Below are 15,586 nucleotides of genomic sequence, written 5' to 3'. Positions count from 1 at the left end.
TCCCCCCACCACCGAGGCCTTATGGCCACCGACCCCACCACTCGCCACCGCGCCATTGAGCGGGTGTTACGCTCTGGCGAGGAACAGCAACGCCAACACCTCGACGACCTCCTCGTCATTGAGGAGCCGATGGAGCTGCGCATCGACTACGCCATCGCCGGCAAACGCGCCTCGCGCAGCCTGGCGATCACGATGCGCACCCCCGGCGATGACGAAGATCTGGCCCGCGGATTCCTGCTCACCGAGGGCATCATCAACTCCGAGGCCGACCTTTTAAGCCTCAAGCGCTGCACCGACGGCCAGGGCGAAGAGAGCCCCAACATCTGGCGCGCCACGCTTGCGGAGGGCTGCAACTTTGATCCGGGCAAGCTGCAGCGCAACTTCTACAGCACGTCGAGCTGCGGGGTCTGCGGCAAGGCCTCGCTTGATGCCCTCCACCACCAGGGTGTGATGCCGGTAGCCGATGGCCCCGCCATCGACGCGGAGCTTCTTCTGCAACTTCCCGAGCAACTGTGCGCCGCCCAGGCAACCTTCGATCGCACCGGCGGCCTGCATGCCTGCGCCCTCTTCAACGCCCGGGGCGAACTTCTCGATCTTGCCGAAGATGTCGGCCGCCACAACGCGCTCGACAAACTTCTGGGCCGCGCGCTGCGCCGGGGCCAACTTCCCCTTGGCGATCGCATCCTGCTTTTGAGCGGTCGGGCGAGTTTTGAGCTGATTCAGAAGTCGCTCGTGGCGGGCATCGGGCTTGTGGCCGCCGTCGGCGCGCCCTCCTCGCTTGCCGTCGACCTCTCGGATACCTACGCTCAGACGCTGGTGGGCTTTCTGCGCGACGCGCGCTTTAACATCTACACCCACCCCCGGCGCCTGACCTGATCGTTTCGATCAGGAATCCCCCCCCAGCCAGAGAGAGCAGTACGATGAGCGACGACCCCACGTCCAAAAATCTGCCGGCCCCGACCACGTCGGACGACCTCACCGACTATAAAAAAGCCGCCGGCGGCCTCGACGCGCTCATCTCCACCACGCGCAAAGTCCTGGAGCAGCCGGGCCTGATTCGCGGCACGCGCGCGCTGGCCAGCCTCAATCAGACCGAGGGTTTTGATTGCCCGGGCTGCGCCTGGCCCGACCCCGACGACCGCTCCACCTTTGAGTTCTGCGAAAACGGCGCCAAAGCCGTCGCCGACGAGGCTACGCGTTTTAAAGTCGGCCCCGGTTTTTTCAACGAGCACAGCATCACGGAGCTCCGCGAGAAGTCGGATCACTGGCTCAACAAGCAGGGTCGCATCACCCACCCGGTGGTGCGCCGCGAGGGCTCTGACCATTATGAGCCCATTGAGTGGGACGAGGCGTTCGCCTTGATAGGAAAGTCACTCAAAGAGCTCGACCACCCCGACCAGGCGATCTTTTATACCTCGGGGCGCACCTCCAATGAGGCGGCCTTCCTCTACCAACTTCTGGCCCGCCAGCTTGGTACCAACAACCTGCCGGACTGCTCGAATATGTGCCACGAATCCAGCGGCACGGGCATGAACGAGTCACTGGGGGTGGGCAAAGGCACGGTCTCACTCGAAGATGTCGAGACCACCGACGCGCTCTTTATTTTCGGGCAAAATCCCGGCACCAACCACCCGCGCATGCTCAGCGCGCTGCAGGCCGCCAAACGCCGCGGCGCCACCATCGTGGCCATCAACCCGCTCAAAGAGCCCGGGCTTGTGGCTTTTCAGCACCCCAAAGAGCTCTACCGTCGCCCCACCGATCTGGCCGACCATTACCTGCAACTTCGCACCGGCAGCGACGTCGCCCTCCTGAAAGGCCTGATGAAATGCCTGCTCGCTGCCGAAGAGGAGCGCCCCGGCGAGGTCCTCGATCACGATTTTATCGCCCATCAGACCTCGGGCTTTGAGGCTCACCGCGCCGACCTTGAGGCCACCTCCTGGAAGACGATCCTCGAAGAGACCGGCCTGACGCGCGCCCAGATTGAGGCGGCGGCAAAGGTCGCGATTGAGGCAAAAAGCCTGATTGCCTGCTGGGCGATGGGGCTCACCCAGCACAAACACGGGGTGACCAACATCCAGCAGGTCGTCAACTTCCTGTTGATGCGCGGCTTTATGGGCCGCCCCGGCTCGGGCGCCTGCCCGGTGCGCGGTCACTCCAACGTGCAGGGCGACCGCACGATGGGCATCTGGGAAAAACCCACCGACGCTTTCCTCGACCGCCTGGGCACGCGCTTTGGTTTTGAGCCCCCGCGCGAGCATGGCTTTGATACCATTGCCGCCATTGAGGCGATGGAATCGGGCAAGGCCCGCGTCTTTATGGCCATGGGCGGCAACTTCGTGATGGCCGCCCCCGACACCGAGCGCACCGCCCGGGCGATGGAGCGCTGCGAGCTGACGGTGCAGATCTCCACCAAACTCAACCGCTCGCACCTGCGCACGGGAGGCACCGCGCTGATCCTGCCCTGCCTGGGCCGCACCGAGCGCGACATGCAGGCCGGCCGACCGCAATTTGTCACCGTCGAAGATTCGATGAGCGTGGTGCGCGCCTCCCGCGGCCATCTTCCCCCGGCCAGCGAAGCGCTCTTAAGTGAGCCCCGCATCGTCCAAAAAATCGCGAAGGCCTCCTTCGACGCCGAAACCTCGCCGGTCGACTGGAACCTCTTCGATGGCCCCTACGATCCCATCCGCGACGCCATCGCCGAGGTCATCCCCGGGTTTGAAAAGTTCAACCGCCGCATCCGAAAATACCCCACGGGCTTTTTGCTGCCCAACGGCGCGCGCGAGCGCGACTTCAAGACGAGCACCGGACGCGCAAATTTTGTGGTCAGCCCCATCGAGCCCATGGTGCTTGATGAAGGCCAGCTGATCATGATGACCATCCGCTCCCACGATCAGTACAACACCACCGTGTATGATCTGAACGACCGCTACCGCGGCATCGCCAACAAACGACGCGTGGTCTTACTCAACCCCGACGACATCAATGCGCGGGGGCTGAGGGTGGGGCAAAACGTCGACCTCTTCAGCCATTTTGAGGGGGAGGAGCGTCGCGCCGATGGGTTTGAAATCGTCGCCTACGACATCCCGCGCGGCTGTGCGGCGACCTACTTCCCCGAGGCCAACGCGCTGGTGCCTCTGGGGCAATACGCCCGAAAGAGCCGCACGCCGGCCTCCAAATCGGTGGTGATCAGCCTGAAGGCCCCGGCCTGATTCAAAGCCTGTTCAGTTCTTGAACAGGCTGCTTTTTCCCTCCTCAACGCGCCTCCTGGTTATCGATCATCTCGCGGGTCTCATCGTAGGCGCGCTCGGCGGCGGCCTGCGCCTTAAGACGCACCTCGCGGGCTTTCTGCGGCGAGATGCGCTCGAGCAGCCGCATCTCCATCTCCACGTCGCGCACCTCACGGGTGGCCTCCCCGCCGCGCTCCTCGCGCATAAACTGCCAGGCGCAGCGCTGCGCGCCGGCCGCCCGGCTGTACACCCCGTAGCGCTCCTCCATCAAGGGGCCGCGGGACCGCCAGCCGGTGCGCACCTCCAGCGCGCTCAAATCGATGCTCACCCCCTCGAAGCCCTCCTCCCAGAGGTGCTGCTCTGCCCAGGGCAGGAGCGCGCCGCAGCCCAGCGGGTAGACCATCGCACGCACTCCCTGTTCAAGGTGCGCCTGGTAGGTCTGATCGCGCACCTGGCGAGCGTAGCGCTCCGGGGCGCTCACACACCCCGACAATCCCACGACCACCATGGCGACGACCACCACCCACGCTGGCTGCCTGCGACTCTCACCTCCGACTGTCTTCATCACCCCTCCTCGCCGCCCCTGTTCAAAGCACTCAGGACCTGTTCAAGACCCCTGCAGCGCCTGCATACCGCCTATCACACCTGTTCATAAAGCTTTTCAAAATGCAAAATTTGGCGTTTGAACACCCCCTGCGATCGCATTTTTCGAAAACTATTAGGTAAATGACGCATCGTGTCTAAATTTTACAACATCGGCAAAAACGGCGTCTTTTCAACACCTTAACATATCCAACCCCTTCGTATCCGGGGGGAATGGGGGAGAATCTTTCGTTCTTCGCTGGGAATATCCGCGAGTTTTGACTATGTTATGAACAGGACATCGGGAACAGAGCCTGTTCATAAGGCTTTCAAAATTCGCAGACCGTTCAACCTCGGACACCTACCATGATGACGTAAGCGCAGTGACCACGACGTTTTTCGCACCCACTCACTTCTATTTAAGAACGGGATCTTGCACATGAACATCGAATCCAACGTCACTGAACGTCACCCCTCCAACCTGGCCCACCTCTCCGGAGACCTGAGCCTGCCGATGCTCTCCGAGAGCAAGCTCAACATCAGCGCGGATACCGACGCGACCAGCGCCTACCTGATGCGCCTCAACTACATCGAGCCCCTGCCCGCCGAAGAGCAGCAGCAGCTGGCCGAGCGCTACGTTAACGAAGATGACGGTGAAGCCGGCCGCATGCTGATTTTGACCAACCTACGCCTGGTCGTGAAGCTGGCCCGCGAATACTCGCGCCGCTGGTCCAACCTGCTCGACCTCATTCAAGAAGGTAACGTCGGGCTGGCTGAGGCGCTCAAACGTTATGACCCGTACCGCGGCGTCAAGTTCACCAGTTATGCCCAGTACTGGATCCGCGCGATGATCCTCAACTATCTGATGAACCACGTGCATCCGGTCAAAATCGGCAGCTCCCGCGCCGGCCGCAAGCTCTTCTACAACCTCAAGAAAGCCCGCCGCGCCCTGATCAAAGAAGGCCACGAGAAGCCCTCCCCGGCGCTGATTGCCGAGTACCTGGATGTGGATGAGAGCGAGGTGGTGCGCGTGGCCGCCCAGCTCGACGCGCCCCCGGTGCGCCTGGACGCCGAGGCCCCCGGCTTTGAAGCCACCACCATCGGTGAGCGCATGGAGTCGGATGCTGCCACCCCCGAAGAGCTCGCCAGCGACCGCGACCTGGCCACCCGCCTGCGCGGCGCCATCGACGCCTTCGGCAAGCAGATCGACACCGACCGCAAGCGCGCCATCTGGTTTGAGCGCATGATCGCCGAAGATCCCAAAACGCTCGTTACCCTGGGCGGCGAGTGGGATGTCTCCAAGGAGCGCATCCGTCAGGTGGAGGTGCAGATCCGCGAAGAGTTCCGCAACTTCCTCTTCGAGAACCTCGGCGAAACCGTCGAGCTGGAGTTTCTCGAAGCCATCTGAGCCGCACGCGCTCTCAAGCTCTCTCCCTCCCGCGTCCCGGGGTCGCCACCGGCGGCGCAGAACATCGGGAGAGCCATGACCGCCCCCACCCGGGGGCGGTCTTTTTTTTACTGTTGCCGGTCCGAGACCGGCAAAACCCTTTCGCATATGGCTCCGCATAGGGTAACCTTCCGGCATACTTAAGGCTTTTTGAGTTCGCCGGCTCCCTCTCCCTGTTTTCTGAGGAAGGCCCGGTGCGTAGTACTACCTCACGACGTTTCGTTGCCTGCGCCTGAGCCAGCCGTGATGCCTTCCTCCCTCAACGCCATCTTACGACCCGCCCGAATCGCCACGATGCTCTCGCTGGGCTACCTCCTGCCCTCGCTGTTCTACATCTTCGCGTCCTCAACGCTGACCTCCGATATCACCTCCGACCCCGAGACGGCTGCGAACATCGAGATGCTCAAGGGCTCGCTCTTTGTCATCGTCAGCGCGATGCTCATCGGGGGGCTCTCCTACTGGATGCTCAACCTGGTGCAGCGGCGCCAGTCCGACAGCCAGCGCCTGCGCGAGGCGCTGCTCAGCGCCGAGCGCCGCGCCACCACCGGGCTACTCTCGGCGTCGGTGGCCCATGATGCCCGCAACGAGCTGGCCGTGCTCAAGAGCAACCACCAGGTGCTGGTGCGAAACCCCAACCTCTCCCCCGAAGATCTCGAAGATCTCTACAACGACCAGGCCCTGGCCATTGAGCGCCTCGAAGCGCTCACCAATCGCCTGGTGCAGAACTGCCGCAGCAGCATCGGCAACAGCTCGCAGCAGGCCAATATCAGCGAGCTCATCCGCCAGGCCACCACCGCGCTGCGCACTCACACGAAGCTGCGCAACGTCGACCTTCGGCGCACCCTCCCCGATGAGCTCTTGCTGAAGACCTTTCCGATCCTCATTCACCAGATCGTTATCAACCTGGTGCTCAACGCCGCCGAAGCCATCGACGCTGCCGACGTCAAAGAGGGCGTCGTGGAGGTCATCGCCAGAAGCGAAGAGGATCAGGTCATCATCGAAGTTCATGATAACGGCCCGGGCATCCCCGAAGATCTGCGCGAGGCGATCTTCGACGCCTTCGTCTCCACCAAGGCCGAGGGCAACGGCCTGGGGCTGATCTCGGTGCGCGCCTGCGCATTGAGCCATGAGGGCGACGTCGAGATCGGGACCTCCCCGCTGGGCGGCGCGCTGGTACGGGTGACCCTCAACCCGGTGGGCGACGCCCCCTTTGACAGCTCCCGCTTTCGCCGGGCGATCCTGGCAGCCAGCGCCTGAACAGGCCCGGCTCTGCTGACGATCCACAGCCTCTTCTAAGCCGGCGCCCAAAGCGCTATGCTCCCGGCGATCCTTTTTGAGCCCAATGTTGCTCTTCACTGACCGGGAGTTAGTTATGCACACCCTTCGCACCCCTGCGCTCGCCATGTTGCTGGGCGCAGCGCTTCTGGGCCCTGTGGCCTGCCAGGATGACAATCCGACCACCGAGGCCGACACCGGCACCGATGTACCCATCGATGCCGGTGTCGACGCCGACGCCGACACCCTCACCGAGGAGCAGCGCGCGCTGCTCGAAGTCGACGAAGTTGAGCGCTGGGATCTTCCCGAACTCAGCGCCCCGGTGCACGTGATCCGTACCGAGGGGAACATCCCCCACATCTATGCCGAAAATGATGTGGATGCGGCCCGCGTCCAGGGCTTTGTCACCGCCCGCGATCGCTACTTCATGATGGATCTTACGCGCCGACTGGGTCTGGGTGAGGTCAGCGCGCTGCTCGGCGATGCCGCGCTGAGCATGGACGTTGAGACTCGCCTCAACGGCTCGCGCCACGTCGCCGAGCGCATCCTCGCGCAGGCCACCCCCGAGATGCGCCAGGTCATGGAGGCCTACGCCGAGGGCGTCAACGCCTACATCGCCCAGGTCGAGGCCGGAAACCTCCCCGCCCCCAGCGAGCTGGAACTTCTCGGCGGTATCCTCGGCGCCAGTGAGCCGGTCGAAGCGATGCAACCCTTTGAGGCCATCGACATCGCCGGGCTCTTTGCGACCTTCATCTACGAGTCGAGCTACGAGACCGGCGATATGGGCCGGGCCGCCGCATACGCTCAGCTCGAGACCCTCTTTGAGGGCGACGCCTACGCGGAGCTTCGCCGCGCCGGCGCGCTGGAAGACATCTGGCTCAACGCCCGCCCAGTCAAACCTCTGGCCGCCGGCACCTGGGGACCACCCAACACCACGCCCTCCACCGGCCTCACTCTGACCCCTCGCCCCGGCCAGACCCCGCGGGTGGAGAGCGGGCTGATGACGCGTCTCACTGAGAGCCTGGACGCCTTCCAGGAGCGCCGCGGGCTGCGCAGCCACGAGAAGGGCTTTGGCTCCAACGCCTGGGCGGTCAGCGCCGAGGCCTCCGCCACCGGCACGAGCCTCTTTGCTGCCGACGGGCACCTCTCGCTGGGCATCCCCTCGATCCTCTACCACGTCGGGCTCGACACCACGGTCTTTGGCGGCACCGAGCGCCCCCACCAGTTCGGCCTGGCCATCCCCGGGATGCCCGTGGTGCCGGTGGGCACCAACGGCCAGGTCGCCTGGAGCTTCACCCAGCTCTCCGGCGACATCACCGACTGGTACTCCGAACAGATCCGCCTCGATGAGAACGGACTCCCCGCCGAGACTTTCTTCGATGGCGAGTGGCGCGCGACCACACGCGTGGAGGAAGCCTACGAGATCGCCGACGTGCCCACGCTCGAGAGCGAGGGCCGCACTGAGACCATCGCCCGCTACCAGACCTTCGACGATCGCTGGATCATCGACATCGAGGGCATCCCGGCCGACCCCGACGACGAGCTTGAGGCGGGAACCTCGCTGGTTCGCACCCACTCCGGCTGGGTGATCCCGGCGGACGTTAACGAAGACGGCGTCATCGACGCCATCAGCTTCGCCTACGTCGGCCTGCAGATCGGTGACATCATCGGCACCTTCGATCGCATGGCCCGCGCCGGCGACATCGAAGACTTCCGCCAGGCCACCCGCGGGATGATCGCGACCTCGCTTAACTTCGTGGTCAGCGACGCCCAGGGCAGCGTGCTCTTCTCCGGCCACCAGGCCGTGCCCTGCCGCGACTACCTCCCCCGCTCCGAAGATGGCGTCTGGGGCGAGGGCGCGCACCCGGCGATGCTGCTCGATGGCACGACCTACGGGAACTTCCAGATCCCGCTCGTCGACGGCGTCATCGACAGCTCCCACCAGGACGATCCCTACCGCTGCGTGATCCCCCTCGACGAGAGCCCGGCGCTGGCCAACCCGCCTCAAGGGTTTGTGGCCACGGCCAACAACGACCCGGTCGGCGTCTCGCTCGACGGCAACCTCTTCAACGGCCAGCGCTACATCGGCGGCCCCTGGGATGTGGGCTTCCGCGCCGACCGCATCAGCCGCGAGCTCACCCGCTATATCGAGGAAAACAGCGCCGACATTGACGCGATGGCCGCCCTTCAGGCCAACACCCAGTCGGCCCTTGGCGAGCACTTCTCGCCAGCGATGATCGCGGCCATCGACACGATGGAGGCGCTGCGCGCGCTCGACCCCACCGAGCTTGAAGCCTGGGAGAGCCGCGCGCTCGCAAGCTACGAGCCCATCCGCGACAAGGCGCTCGACGTGCAGGCCCGCCTTGAGGCCTGGGGCCAGCGCGGCTTCTGGGCCCGCAGCGGCGTGGAGACCTTCTACAACTCGCCCACCGCAGACGATCGCATCGACGCGGTGGCCACCACCCTCTTCAACGTGTGGTTCGGCGACTTCCAGCGCGCGGTCTTCGACGATGAGGGCCTCCCCGGACTGTGGCAGAGCGGCGGCACCGGCGGACGCATTCGCCTGCTCTCCTCCATGCTGGAGGGCCGCGGCGAGGACAACCCGGCGGGCCTTGCGAGCTACAATGAGGAGAGCGGAGAGTCGATCTTCTTTGACGTGCGCGAGAGCGCGGAGCTTGAGCGCAGCGAAGAGATCCTGATCGCCGCCCTTGCCGACGCCCTCGACTTCCTGGCCAGCGAGCCCACCTCGGCGGGCCAGGGAGGCTTCGGCAACGAAGACTTTGATACCTACCTGTGGGGACTTCGCCACCACGCCAAGTTTGAGAGCCTGCTGGCCGACTTCCTGCGCGACCAGCCGGCGTTTGCGGCGCTGGCCGATCGCTTCTCTATCACCACCCGCAACCTTCCTCTGGCCGAAGATCTCGATCGCAACGATCCGCGCCGCGGCATCCAGTGGTTCCCCCGCGACGGCGACCAGTACAACGTCGACGCGGCCAACCCGGGCATCTCCGGGCGCTCGTTTACCTACGGCTCCGGTCCGGTCAACCGCCTGGTCGTCAGCCTGGGTGGTGATCGCGTGGAAGGACGTACGATCGTCCCCGGTGGCCAGTCCGGCCTGATCGACTCGGAGCATTTTGATGACCAGGCCGCGCTCTGGCTGGGCGACCAGGCCCTGCCCCTGCGCTTTGAGCCCGACGCCGTCGCCGCCGGCGCCACCGGCCGCGAGGTCTTCGAGCCCTGAGCCGTCGAGGCTGCGGGGATCGCAGAACTCCCGCAGCCTATGAGCAACAAAAAGGGCGCCCTGGCAGGGGCGCCCTTTTTATTTATTTCTCAACCACTTACACAACCAAACATTCATTCCAATCGCATCACTCACACAGCGTCATTCACTCAGCGTCATTCGCACACATCACTAAAAATCACCCGCTGATCTCGACCTGCAGCGTCTCGGCAAGGTCGGTGCCCGGCACGCTCAGGCTGATCTCACAGGCGCCCGCGCTCAAGCCCTGCACGTTCACCACGTGCAGCGCGAGACCGTAGGTGTAGTAGACCTCGCAGATCTCGGGGGTCTCGGAGACCAGCTCGATGATGCCCTCGGCGTCGCCGCACACCGTCTCACCGGCGGGGCCGGCCATGGCAAACACAGAGAGCGGCGAATCTTCGCCCGCGCCGATCGTGGTGATCGTCTCGCCATCGACCTGGTTGGCGACATCGAGGTCGGTGATGTCTGCGGCGGCGACAAGCTCCATCACGAAGGGCTCTTCCAGAAGGTCGGAGGTCAGGCTGATGGAGCCGGCCTCTTCGCCGGTCATGACCTGGATGCGGCCCAGGCTGCTGAACGCCGCATTGACCTCCCCGCCGGTCTGCGGCTCTACAGCTACCGGGTAGTAGCCGTAGCCGTTGAGCGAGTTGCTCATCGCGTCGCGCATCCGATAGCGAAACTCCGGGGCGCTGTTGACGGCGTAGACACTGCTCTCGTCGCAGATGGCCTCGATCTCGATGCTGTCGACCTCGGCCGCGCGCAGCTCCACGCTGTCGCTGAGACTGCCGCCTTCCGCCGTGGCGCTCACCGAGATGCGCGCCACGCCTTCACTCTCGGCGCGAAGGCTGAAGACCTGCCCGCTGGTCTCGCTGACCGCGATGACCTCTTCGGAGGAGCTCGTCGCCGACTCGATGGGCAAAAACTCACTCTCGGAGGTCTCGCGCACCTTCACGTCGATCATCGAGCCGACGGCCAGATCTTCACTGAACGCCCCGGAGAACGCGCTGTTGTCGTACTCAAAGCGCAGGTTGCCCTCCTCGCCCTCAATGGCCACACCACAGGCGCTGCTCATCGCGCCGAGGGCGACCATCCCACCCAGAACCATGCCTCGCTTCCACATCGACTTCATACGAACCTCATCAAAAGAACGTCAGGAACGTGAGGTGGCCAGACCGACCACCGGCGATCTCCGCAAGTCTACTCCGCTCGCGGTCAAAACATACTCCGATCCCGAGCCCTGCCCTGGCGCTTATCCGGACACATCATGCCGGAGCGGGCACCTCGAAGAGCGCGCGGGCACGGCTGCACCGGCAGCCCCGGTGCCGACGCGCCGGTCGGGATACGCCCGCACCATGTTGCAAACTCGGGGCCAGCGCAAACTTTCTTGAGCGGGATGCGAACTTCAGGGAAGGAAGATGCGAACTTCAGGGGAAGTTGGAGCGCGGCGACTCGGGCGCCCCTGGCGGGGCATCCGAGGAGCCGGGAGCGTCCTCAGGCGATGGCGGCGCCACGTCGACATCGTCGGGTGTGGCGGGAGGCACCACCTCGGCGGGAAGTTTCAGCACCTCGCGCGCGCGTTCATCCCCCTCGCGGTTGAGCTGCCAGTAGGGGAGGCGCTGGTGGCTGACCCGCTCAAAGACGCTGCCGTCGCCGGCGCCAAAACGCACGATGCCACGCGGCGCTTCGCGCTCGACCTCATAAAACCGGGCGCCGCCGGGCCAGGTCACTTCAAAACGCGTCAGCGCCTGCCCGTCTCGCTCCACGGTGGAGCGGGTGATGGTGGCCAGCACCACGCTCAACGCTTGATGCTCCACCCGCGCTCGCCATAACGATACCACCATCGGTCCGGTCCAGGTCGCCGCACCGTCCAGGAAAGGGCCGTCGAGCTCGCGCACCTGCAGAGGGAGCGCGTCGGCGTAGAGCGCGCCCATCTCAACATCCACAACCTCTTCCCGGTCGCCCTCCGACTCAAAATACGAGGTGAGACGGCTGAGATACTGCGAGCGCCCCGGCCACAACGCATGAAAGACCTGGCCGCACCACTCCTGCACGCCCATCGTGATCTTGACCGGGGAGTGGCGCTCACGCTCGGCGTCCCAGTGATCGACAGGCGCAAACACGCTGGTCATGACGCGGTAGGGGTAGACGCCGGTCTGAAAGTCGAGGAGCTGGTTGAGCTTGATGACCTCGGTGCGATGTTCGTCGGCCACCTCATCATCTTTGACCCAGGTGCGCCGGTCATGAGGCTCGGTCACAAAGATCAGCGTCGCCTGCGCGTCACGCAGCTCGCCATAACGCGCGATCTGGCCGCGGTACACGCTGACCTCGCCACGCCCATCGCCCCAATGCTCCCAGAAGGCCGATGAGGCTTTCTGGTGTGCCTCGCGGGGAAGATCGGCGATGGCCCCCACCGATGCGGGAACAGGAGGCTCCGGGGTGGTGCACGACATCACCCCGAGCATCACCAATGCCAGCGCAACACGCCAGACCACTCGCCACATCATCGTTTTCTCTGAGCACGCTCGGCCAACCACGCGAGCTCCGCGACGAGCTCATCGATCGAGCTATACCCGCGCTCCATCATCTGCACATGGACCGGCGTCTCCTCGGACTCGGGCTCGGTGGAGGCCGCCGGCTGCTGCTCGGCCTCCTGCTCGCGGTAGCCGCGCGCCCGAAAGGCGGCGACCTCCTCATGGAGTTCCTCCTGGCCGGCCGCCTCCAGCGACGCGCCCTCCAGTTCGGGACGGTCGACAAACTCCGCGCCCAGCGCCACGCGCAGGGTCGAAGACTCCGGCCGAATCTCGGCCAGGCGCCGCCGCGCCTGCACATGATTGACGCTCACCGCCCCCTCCACCGCCGAGACCTCAAAGGTCGTGTCGAGGGCCTCCTTCAATGCTTCTGCCAGTTGATCAGCCGAGCGGGTCATCGTTTGCTCCATCGCCATTATCCAGTGAACGGGAGGGCAAACCTGCGCACGGGCCGACGCCTTTCCAGCCAGGATCGAGAGCTCTTACAAGAAGTTGCGCTGCAGACTCACCCCCAGCCTCGGCCCCACCCCGCCGACGCGATAGGCCCCCAGCGGGCCGACCCAGTCGGTGAGAAGATGCGCGCCGAGCTCCCAGTCCGGGGCGCGCAGCATCCACGTACAAAAGATGCCGGCTTCCGCCCGAAGTTGCGGCCCCCGGCTGCGCAGACGCACGTTGGCGTTGAGCCCGGCGGCCCACCGCATCGCCTCCACCCGGGACCAGGAGACCCCGAACGCGGCCTCAGCGCTCCCGGCCCTGTAGCCCCCCTCCAGGCGCAGGCTCACCACGTCGCGGTAGGTCATGTACTTGAGCGCGCGCACGCCGGCGGACGCCCCCGGCGCATGGCCTGGCGAAGCCTCAAGCTCCTGCAAGACGGCCGGCGAGTCGTGGCGAAGGTGTGCGTACATCTCGAGATATGGGCGGCGGCTGGCGCGAAGGCTGCGATCAAAGCCCAGCTTCAAGTCCTCCAGAATCATCCAGCGCGCCCCCGCGCGCGCAGCTCCCAGAGGCGCCGCTCCTCCTGCCACGAGACTCAACCCGGCATCGGCGTGAAGTTGCAGCCGACGCAGCACCTCCCCGGAAAACTTAAACCCTCCACCCATCTGCAGCGTCGTCAGACCGAGCGCGGCGCCGTCTGGCTCAAAACGCCCCGCCCCATTGTAGCTTCCAAGCTTTATGCCGCTCTGAACCCCCGCCATCAGCACCGCGCGCTGGCAGGGTCCAGCCACCCCAAAGTCCAGCGCGGCGTTGGCGCTGCAGCCCCCCTGGGCCTGCGCCACACCGAGCCCCCCGAACCCCATCACCATCACCACCGCCATCGCGATGACCGCTCGCCAGGCTGGCCTCATCCCGCATCACCCTCACATCATTCGCTCGCCAGCGGGCGATTCAACCCACCCGAGCAAGCGTCACCACGACAAAGGGCCGGCACTCTCGCGCCGGCCCTTTTGCCTTTACTTTCAATCACTTGCAAAGCGTCAGCCGCGCTCTACGTGCTCCTCACCGGCCTCAATCGCCGCCAGCGTGCCGCCGGCCACGTTGATGCACTCTTTAAAGCCGGCGCCCTCAAAAACCTGGGCGGCCGCCGCGCTGCGCGCGCCGGAGCGGCAGATCACCGCGATCTCGCGCTCGTCTTCCTGCGGAAGCTCCCCGGCGCGAATCTCGGAGAGAGGAAAAAGCTCCGCACCTTTGACATGAACTTCGGCGAACTCATCTTTCTCACGCACATCGATCAGCCGCAGATTCTCGGCCTCGCGACGCGCGGCGAACTCTTTGTAGGTCAGCTCTTTCATCTTCTCCTCCGTGTTCACATCGCAGTCAAAGGACCGGACCGACTCAGCTGCGCAGGTTCAACTCGCCATCGCTCAGTCCCAACGGATCTTTCGGGATCACCACACCGGTCAGATCATAAGCGCCAGCCTGCTGAATCTCCACCTCCACAAACTCACCGGGCACGGGCACATCGCCGCCGTAATCAAAGGAGAGGTAGACGACCCCGTCGATATCGGGGGCCTGCCCGTAGTGGCGGCCCTCCAGCACAAGCTCATGCTCTTCGCTGACGCCGTCGACGATCACCTCGGTGGTCTGGCCGACCCACTCGGCGTTTTTGCGCTCGCTGATGCCCTGCTGAAGCTCCATCAGCGCGTCGCGACGCTCGACCTTCACGTGCTCCTCGACCTGATCATCCATCACACCGGCCGGGGTGCCTTCTTCGGGGCTGTAGACAAAGACGCCGACCCGGTCGAACTCCACCTCTTTGACCCAGTCGTAGAGCTCGCGGAACTCCGCGTCGGTCTCCCCGGGGTAGCCGGCGATCAGGCTTGTGCGCAGCACCAGATCGTCGATGCCGCGCAGCTTGTCGATAAGACGCGCCTGGGCGTCGCGCTGGATGTTGCGCTTCATCGACTTGAGGATGCGCCGGTTGATGTGCTGCAGCGGCATATCCACGTAAGGAACGAGCTTGTCGGAGGTCTGGAAAAACTCCACCAGATCGTCGGTGAAGTTCCAGGGGTACATATAAAGCAGGCGCACCCAGCTGATCTCATCGGCCTCTTCATCGAGGCGGCGCAACAGGCGCAGCAGGTAGTCGCGGTTATGTTTGGGGTCGAGGTCGATGCCGTAGCTGGTCATGTCCTGGGCGACGAGGATCACCTCGTTGACCCCGGCGCGGCCCAGCTTGCGGGCCTCAGCGACCACGTCGTCGATCGAGCGGCTCTTCTGGGTGCCGCGGATCGTGGGAATGATGCAGAAGCTGCACGAGCGCGAGCAGCCCTCGGCGATCTTCAAATACGCCGTGCCCCCGCGCACCGTGTTGGTGCGGGCGACCTCGTGATCCATGATGAAGCTGCCCGGCTGGATGTAGGTCTTCTGCGAGAGCCGACCGTGCAGCGCCTCATTGATCGAGGTGAAGGTCTGGGTGCCCAGGATCGCGTCGACCTCCGGGATCTCTTTCTCCAGCTCGCCGGAGTAACGCTGCGAGAGGCAGCCGGTGACCACGACTTTGCCCAGGCGACCGCGTTTTTTCAGGTCGACCATCTCCATGATCGTGTCGACCGACTCTTCTTTGGCCGCGTCGATGAACCCGCAGGTGTTGACGACCACAATCTCGGCGTCTTCGACATCGGCGACCATCTCAAAGGCGCCGTCGCCCTGGATCATGCCGACCATCACCTCGGAGTCGACCCGGTTTTTGGGGCAACCCAGCGAGATCATATGAACTTTTTTAACCATGTCCGGCTCGTTTTGAAGGTAGTGCGCTCGGCGCTGT

Annotated in this window: 12 protein-coding genes; 5 read left to right on the top strand and 7 right to left on the bottom strand. The window is 64.6% G+C overall.

The features are described from left to right. Positions 1-21: 21 nt before the first annotated feature. Together fdhD and FRC98_RS15410 are read left to right on the top strand one after the other, a co-directional pair. On the top strand, positions 22-876 hold the full coding sequence (gene fdhD / locus FRC98_RS15415; RefSeq protein WP_146982336.1) for a formate dehydrogenase accessory sulfurtransferase FdhD: 855 nt from the start codon (positions 22-24) through the stop codon (positions 874-876). A 44-nt stretch (positions 877-920) separates the two neighbouring features. Further along, a complete protein-coding gene (locus FRC98_RS15410; RefSeq protein WP_146982335.1) occupies positions 921-3,209 on the top strand; it encodes an FdhF/YdeP family oxidoreductase in 2,289 nt (762 codons plus the stop codon). A 43-nt stretch (positions 3,210-3,252) separates the two neighbouring features. On the opposite strand, the gene FRC98_RS15405 is transcribed toward FRC98_RS15410, so the two are convergent. Next, positions 3,253-3,792, bottom strand: coding sequence for a hypothetical protein (locus FRC98_RS15405; RefSeq protein WP_146982334.1), 540 nt, complete (start codon positions 3,790-3,792; stop codon positions 3,253-3,255). A 456-nt stretch (positions 3,793-4,248) separates the two neighbouring features. Between FRC98_RS15405 and FRC98_RS15400 the strand changes: the two genes are divergently transcribed. The 3 genes from FRC98_RS15400 (at position 4,249) to FRC98_RS15390 (ending at position 9,772) form a co-directional block, all read left to right on the top strand. Continuing rightward, the gene (locus FRC98_RS15400) at positions 4,249-5,217 is read left to right on the top strand and encodes a sigma-70 family RNA polymerase sigma factor (RefSeq protein WP_146982333.1); all 969 of its coding nucleotides are present in this window, start codon (positions 4,249-4,251) and stop codon (positions 5,215-5,217) included. A gap of 285 nt (positions 5,218-5,502) precedes the next feature. Further along, positions 5,503-6,513 (top strand): sensor histidine kinase, encoded by a 1,011-nt coding sequence (locus FRC98_RS15395; protein WP_230467684.1) that lies wholly within the window; start codon positions 5,503-5,505, stop codon positions 6,511-6,513. A gap of 115 nt (positions 6,514-6,628) precedes the next feature. Then, complete coding sequence (locus FRC98_RS15390; RefSeq protein ID WP_230467668.1) at positions 6,629-9,772, top strand: penicillin acylase family protein; 3,144 nt, start codon at positions 6,629-6,631, stop codon at positions 9,770-9,772. A gap of 178 nt (positions 9,773-9,950) precedes the next feature. Here FRC98_RS15390 and FRC98_RS15385 read toward each other — a convergent pair whose 3' ends face one another. The 6 genes from FRC98_RS15385 to rimO form a co-directional block, all read right to left on the bottom strand. Beyond that, complete coding sequence (locus FRC98_RS15385; RefSeq protein WP_146982330.1) at positions 9,951-10,922, bottom strand: hypothetical protein; 972 nt, start codon at positions 10,920-10,922, stop codon at positions 9,951-9,953. Positions 10,923-11,217: 295 nt separating this feature from the next. Further along, the gene (locus FRC98_RS15380; RefSeq protein WP_146982329.1) at positions 11,218-12,297 is read right to left on the bottom strand and encodes a hypothetical protein; all 1,080 of its coding nucleotides are present in this window, start codon (positions 12,295-12,297) and stop codon (positions 11,218-11,220) included. Then, positions 12,294-12,719: a hypothetical protein gene (locus FRC98_RS15375; RefSeq protein WP_146982328.1), complete on the bottom strand. Its 426-nt coding sequence runs from the start codon at positions 12,717-12,719 to the stop codon at positions 12,294-12,296. Before FRC98_RS15375 ends, FRC98_RS15380 begins: the two co-directional genes overlap by 4 nt. 84 nt (positions 12,720-12,803) lie before the next feature. Next, a complete protein-coding gene (locus FRC98_RS15370; RefSeq protein ID WP_146982327.1) occupies positions 12,804-13,667 on the bottom strand; it encodes a hypothetical protein in 864 nt (287 codons plus the stop codon). A 129-nt stretch (positions 13,668-13,796) separates the two neighbouring features. Beyond that, positions 13,797-14,111 carry a rhodanese-like domain-containing protein gene (locus FRC98_RS15365; protein ID WP_146982326.1) on the bottom strand — a complete coding sequence of 105 codons (315 nt, stop codon included), beginning with the start codon at positions 14,109-14,111 and terminating at the stop codon, positions 13,797-13,799. A 43-nt stretch (positions 14,112-14,154) separates the two neighbouring features. Beyond that, positions 14,155-15,549: a 30S ribosomal protein S12 methylthiotransferase RimO gene (gene rimO, locus FRC98_RS15360; protein ID WP_230467667.1), complete on the bottom strand. Its 1,395-nt coding sequence runs from the start codon at positions 15,547-15,549 to the stop codon at positions 14,155-14,157. Positions 15,550-15,586: the final 37 nt, after the last annotated feature.

It is taken from the genome of Lujinxingia vulgaris (assembly GCF_007997015.1).
GTDB classification, from domain to species: domain Bacteria; phylum Myxococcota_A; class Bradymonadia; order Bradymonadales; family Bradymonadaceae; genus Lujinxingia; species Lujinxingia vulgaris.
The sequence above is the reverse complement of the archived record's forward strand: the minus strand, read 5'-3'. Positions and strand labels throughout refer to the sequence as shown.

Bases quoted from the DNA above. Each gene is read 5' to 3' on its own strand.
- fdhD (WP_146982336.1), top strand. From the start codon at position 22: ATGGCCACCGACCCCACCACTCGCCACCGCGCCATTGAGCGGGTGTTA.
- FRC98_RS15410 (WP_146982335.1), top strand. From the start codon at position 921: ATGAGCGACGACCCCACGTCCAAAAATCTGCCGGCCCCGACCACGTCG.
- FRC98_RS15405 (WP_146982334.1), bottom strand. From the start codon at position 3,792: ATGAAGACAGTCGGAGGTGAGAGTCGCAGGCAGCCAGCGTGGGTGGTG.
- FRC98_RS15400 (WP_146982333.1), top strand. From the start codon at position 4,249: ATGAACATCGAATCCAACGTCACTGAACGTCACCCCTCCAACCTGGCC.
- FRC98_RS15395 (WP_230467684.1), top strand. From the start codon at position 5,503: ATGCCTTCCTCCCTCAACGCCATCTTACGACCCGCCCGAATCGCCACG.
- FRC98_RS15390 (WP_230467668.1), top strand. From the start codon at position 6,629: ATGCACACCCTTCGCACCCCTGCGCTCGCCATGTTGCTGGGCGCAGCG.
- FRC98_RS15385 (WP_146982330.1), bottom strand. From the start codon at position 10,922: ATGAAGTCGATGTGGAAGCGAGGCATGGTTCTGGGTGGGATGGTCGCC.
- FRC98_RS15380 (WP_146982329.1), bottom strand. From the start codon at position 12,297: ATGATGTGGCGAGTGGTCTGGCGTGTTGCGCTGGCATTGGTGATGCTC.
- FRC98_RS15375 (WP_146982328.1), bottom strand. From the start codon at position 12,719: ATGACCCGCTCGGCTGATCAACTGGCAGAAGCATTGAAGGAGGCCCTC.
- FRC98_RS15370 (WP_146982327.1), bottom strand. From the start codon at position 13,667: ATGAGGCCAGCCTGGCGAGCGGTCATCGCGATGGCGGTGGTGATGGTG.
- FRC98_RS15365 (WP_146982326.1), bottom strand. From the start codon at position 14,111: ATGAAAGAGCTGACCTACAAAGAGTTCGCCGCGCGTCGCGAGGCCGAG.
- rimO (WP_230467667.1), bottom strand. From the start codon at position 15,549: ATGGTTAAAAAAGTTCATATGATCTCGCTGGGTTGCCCCAAAAACCGG.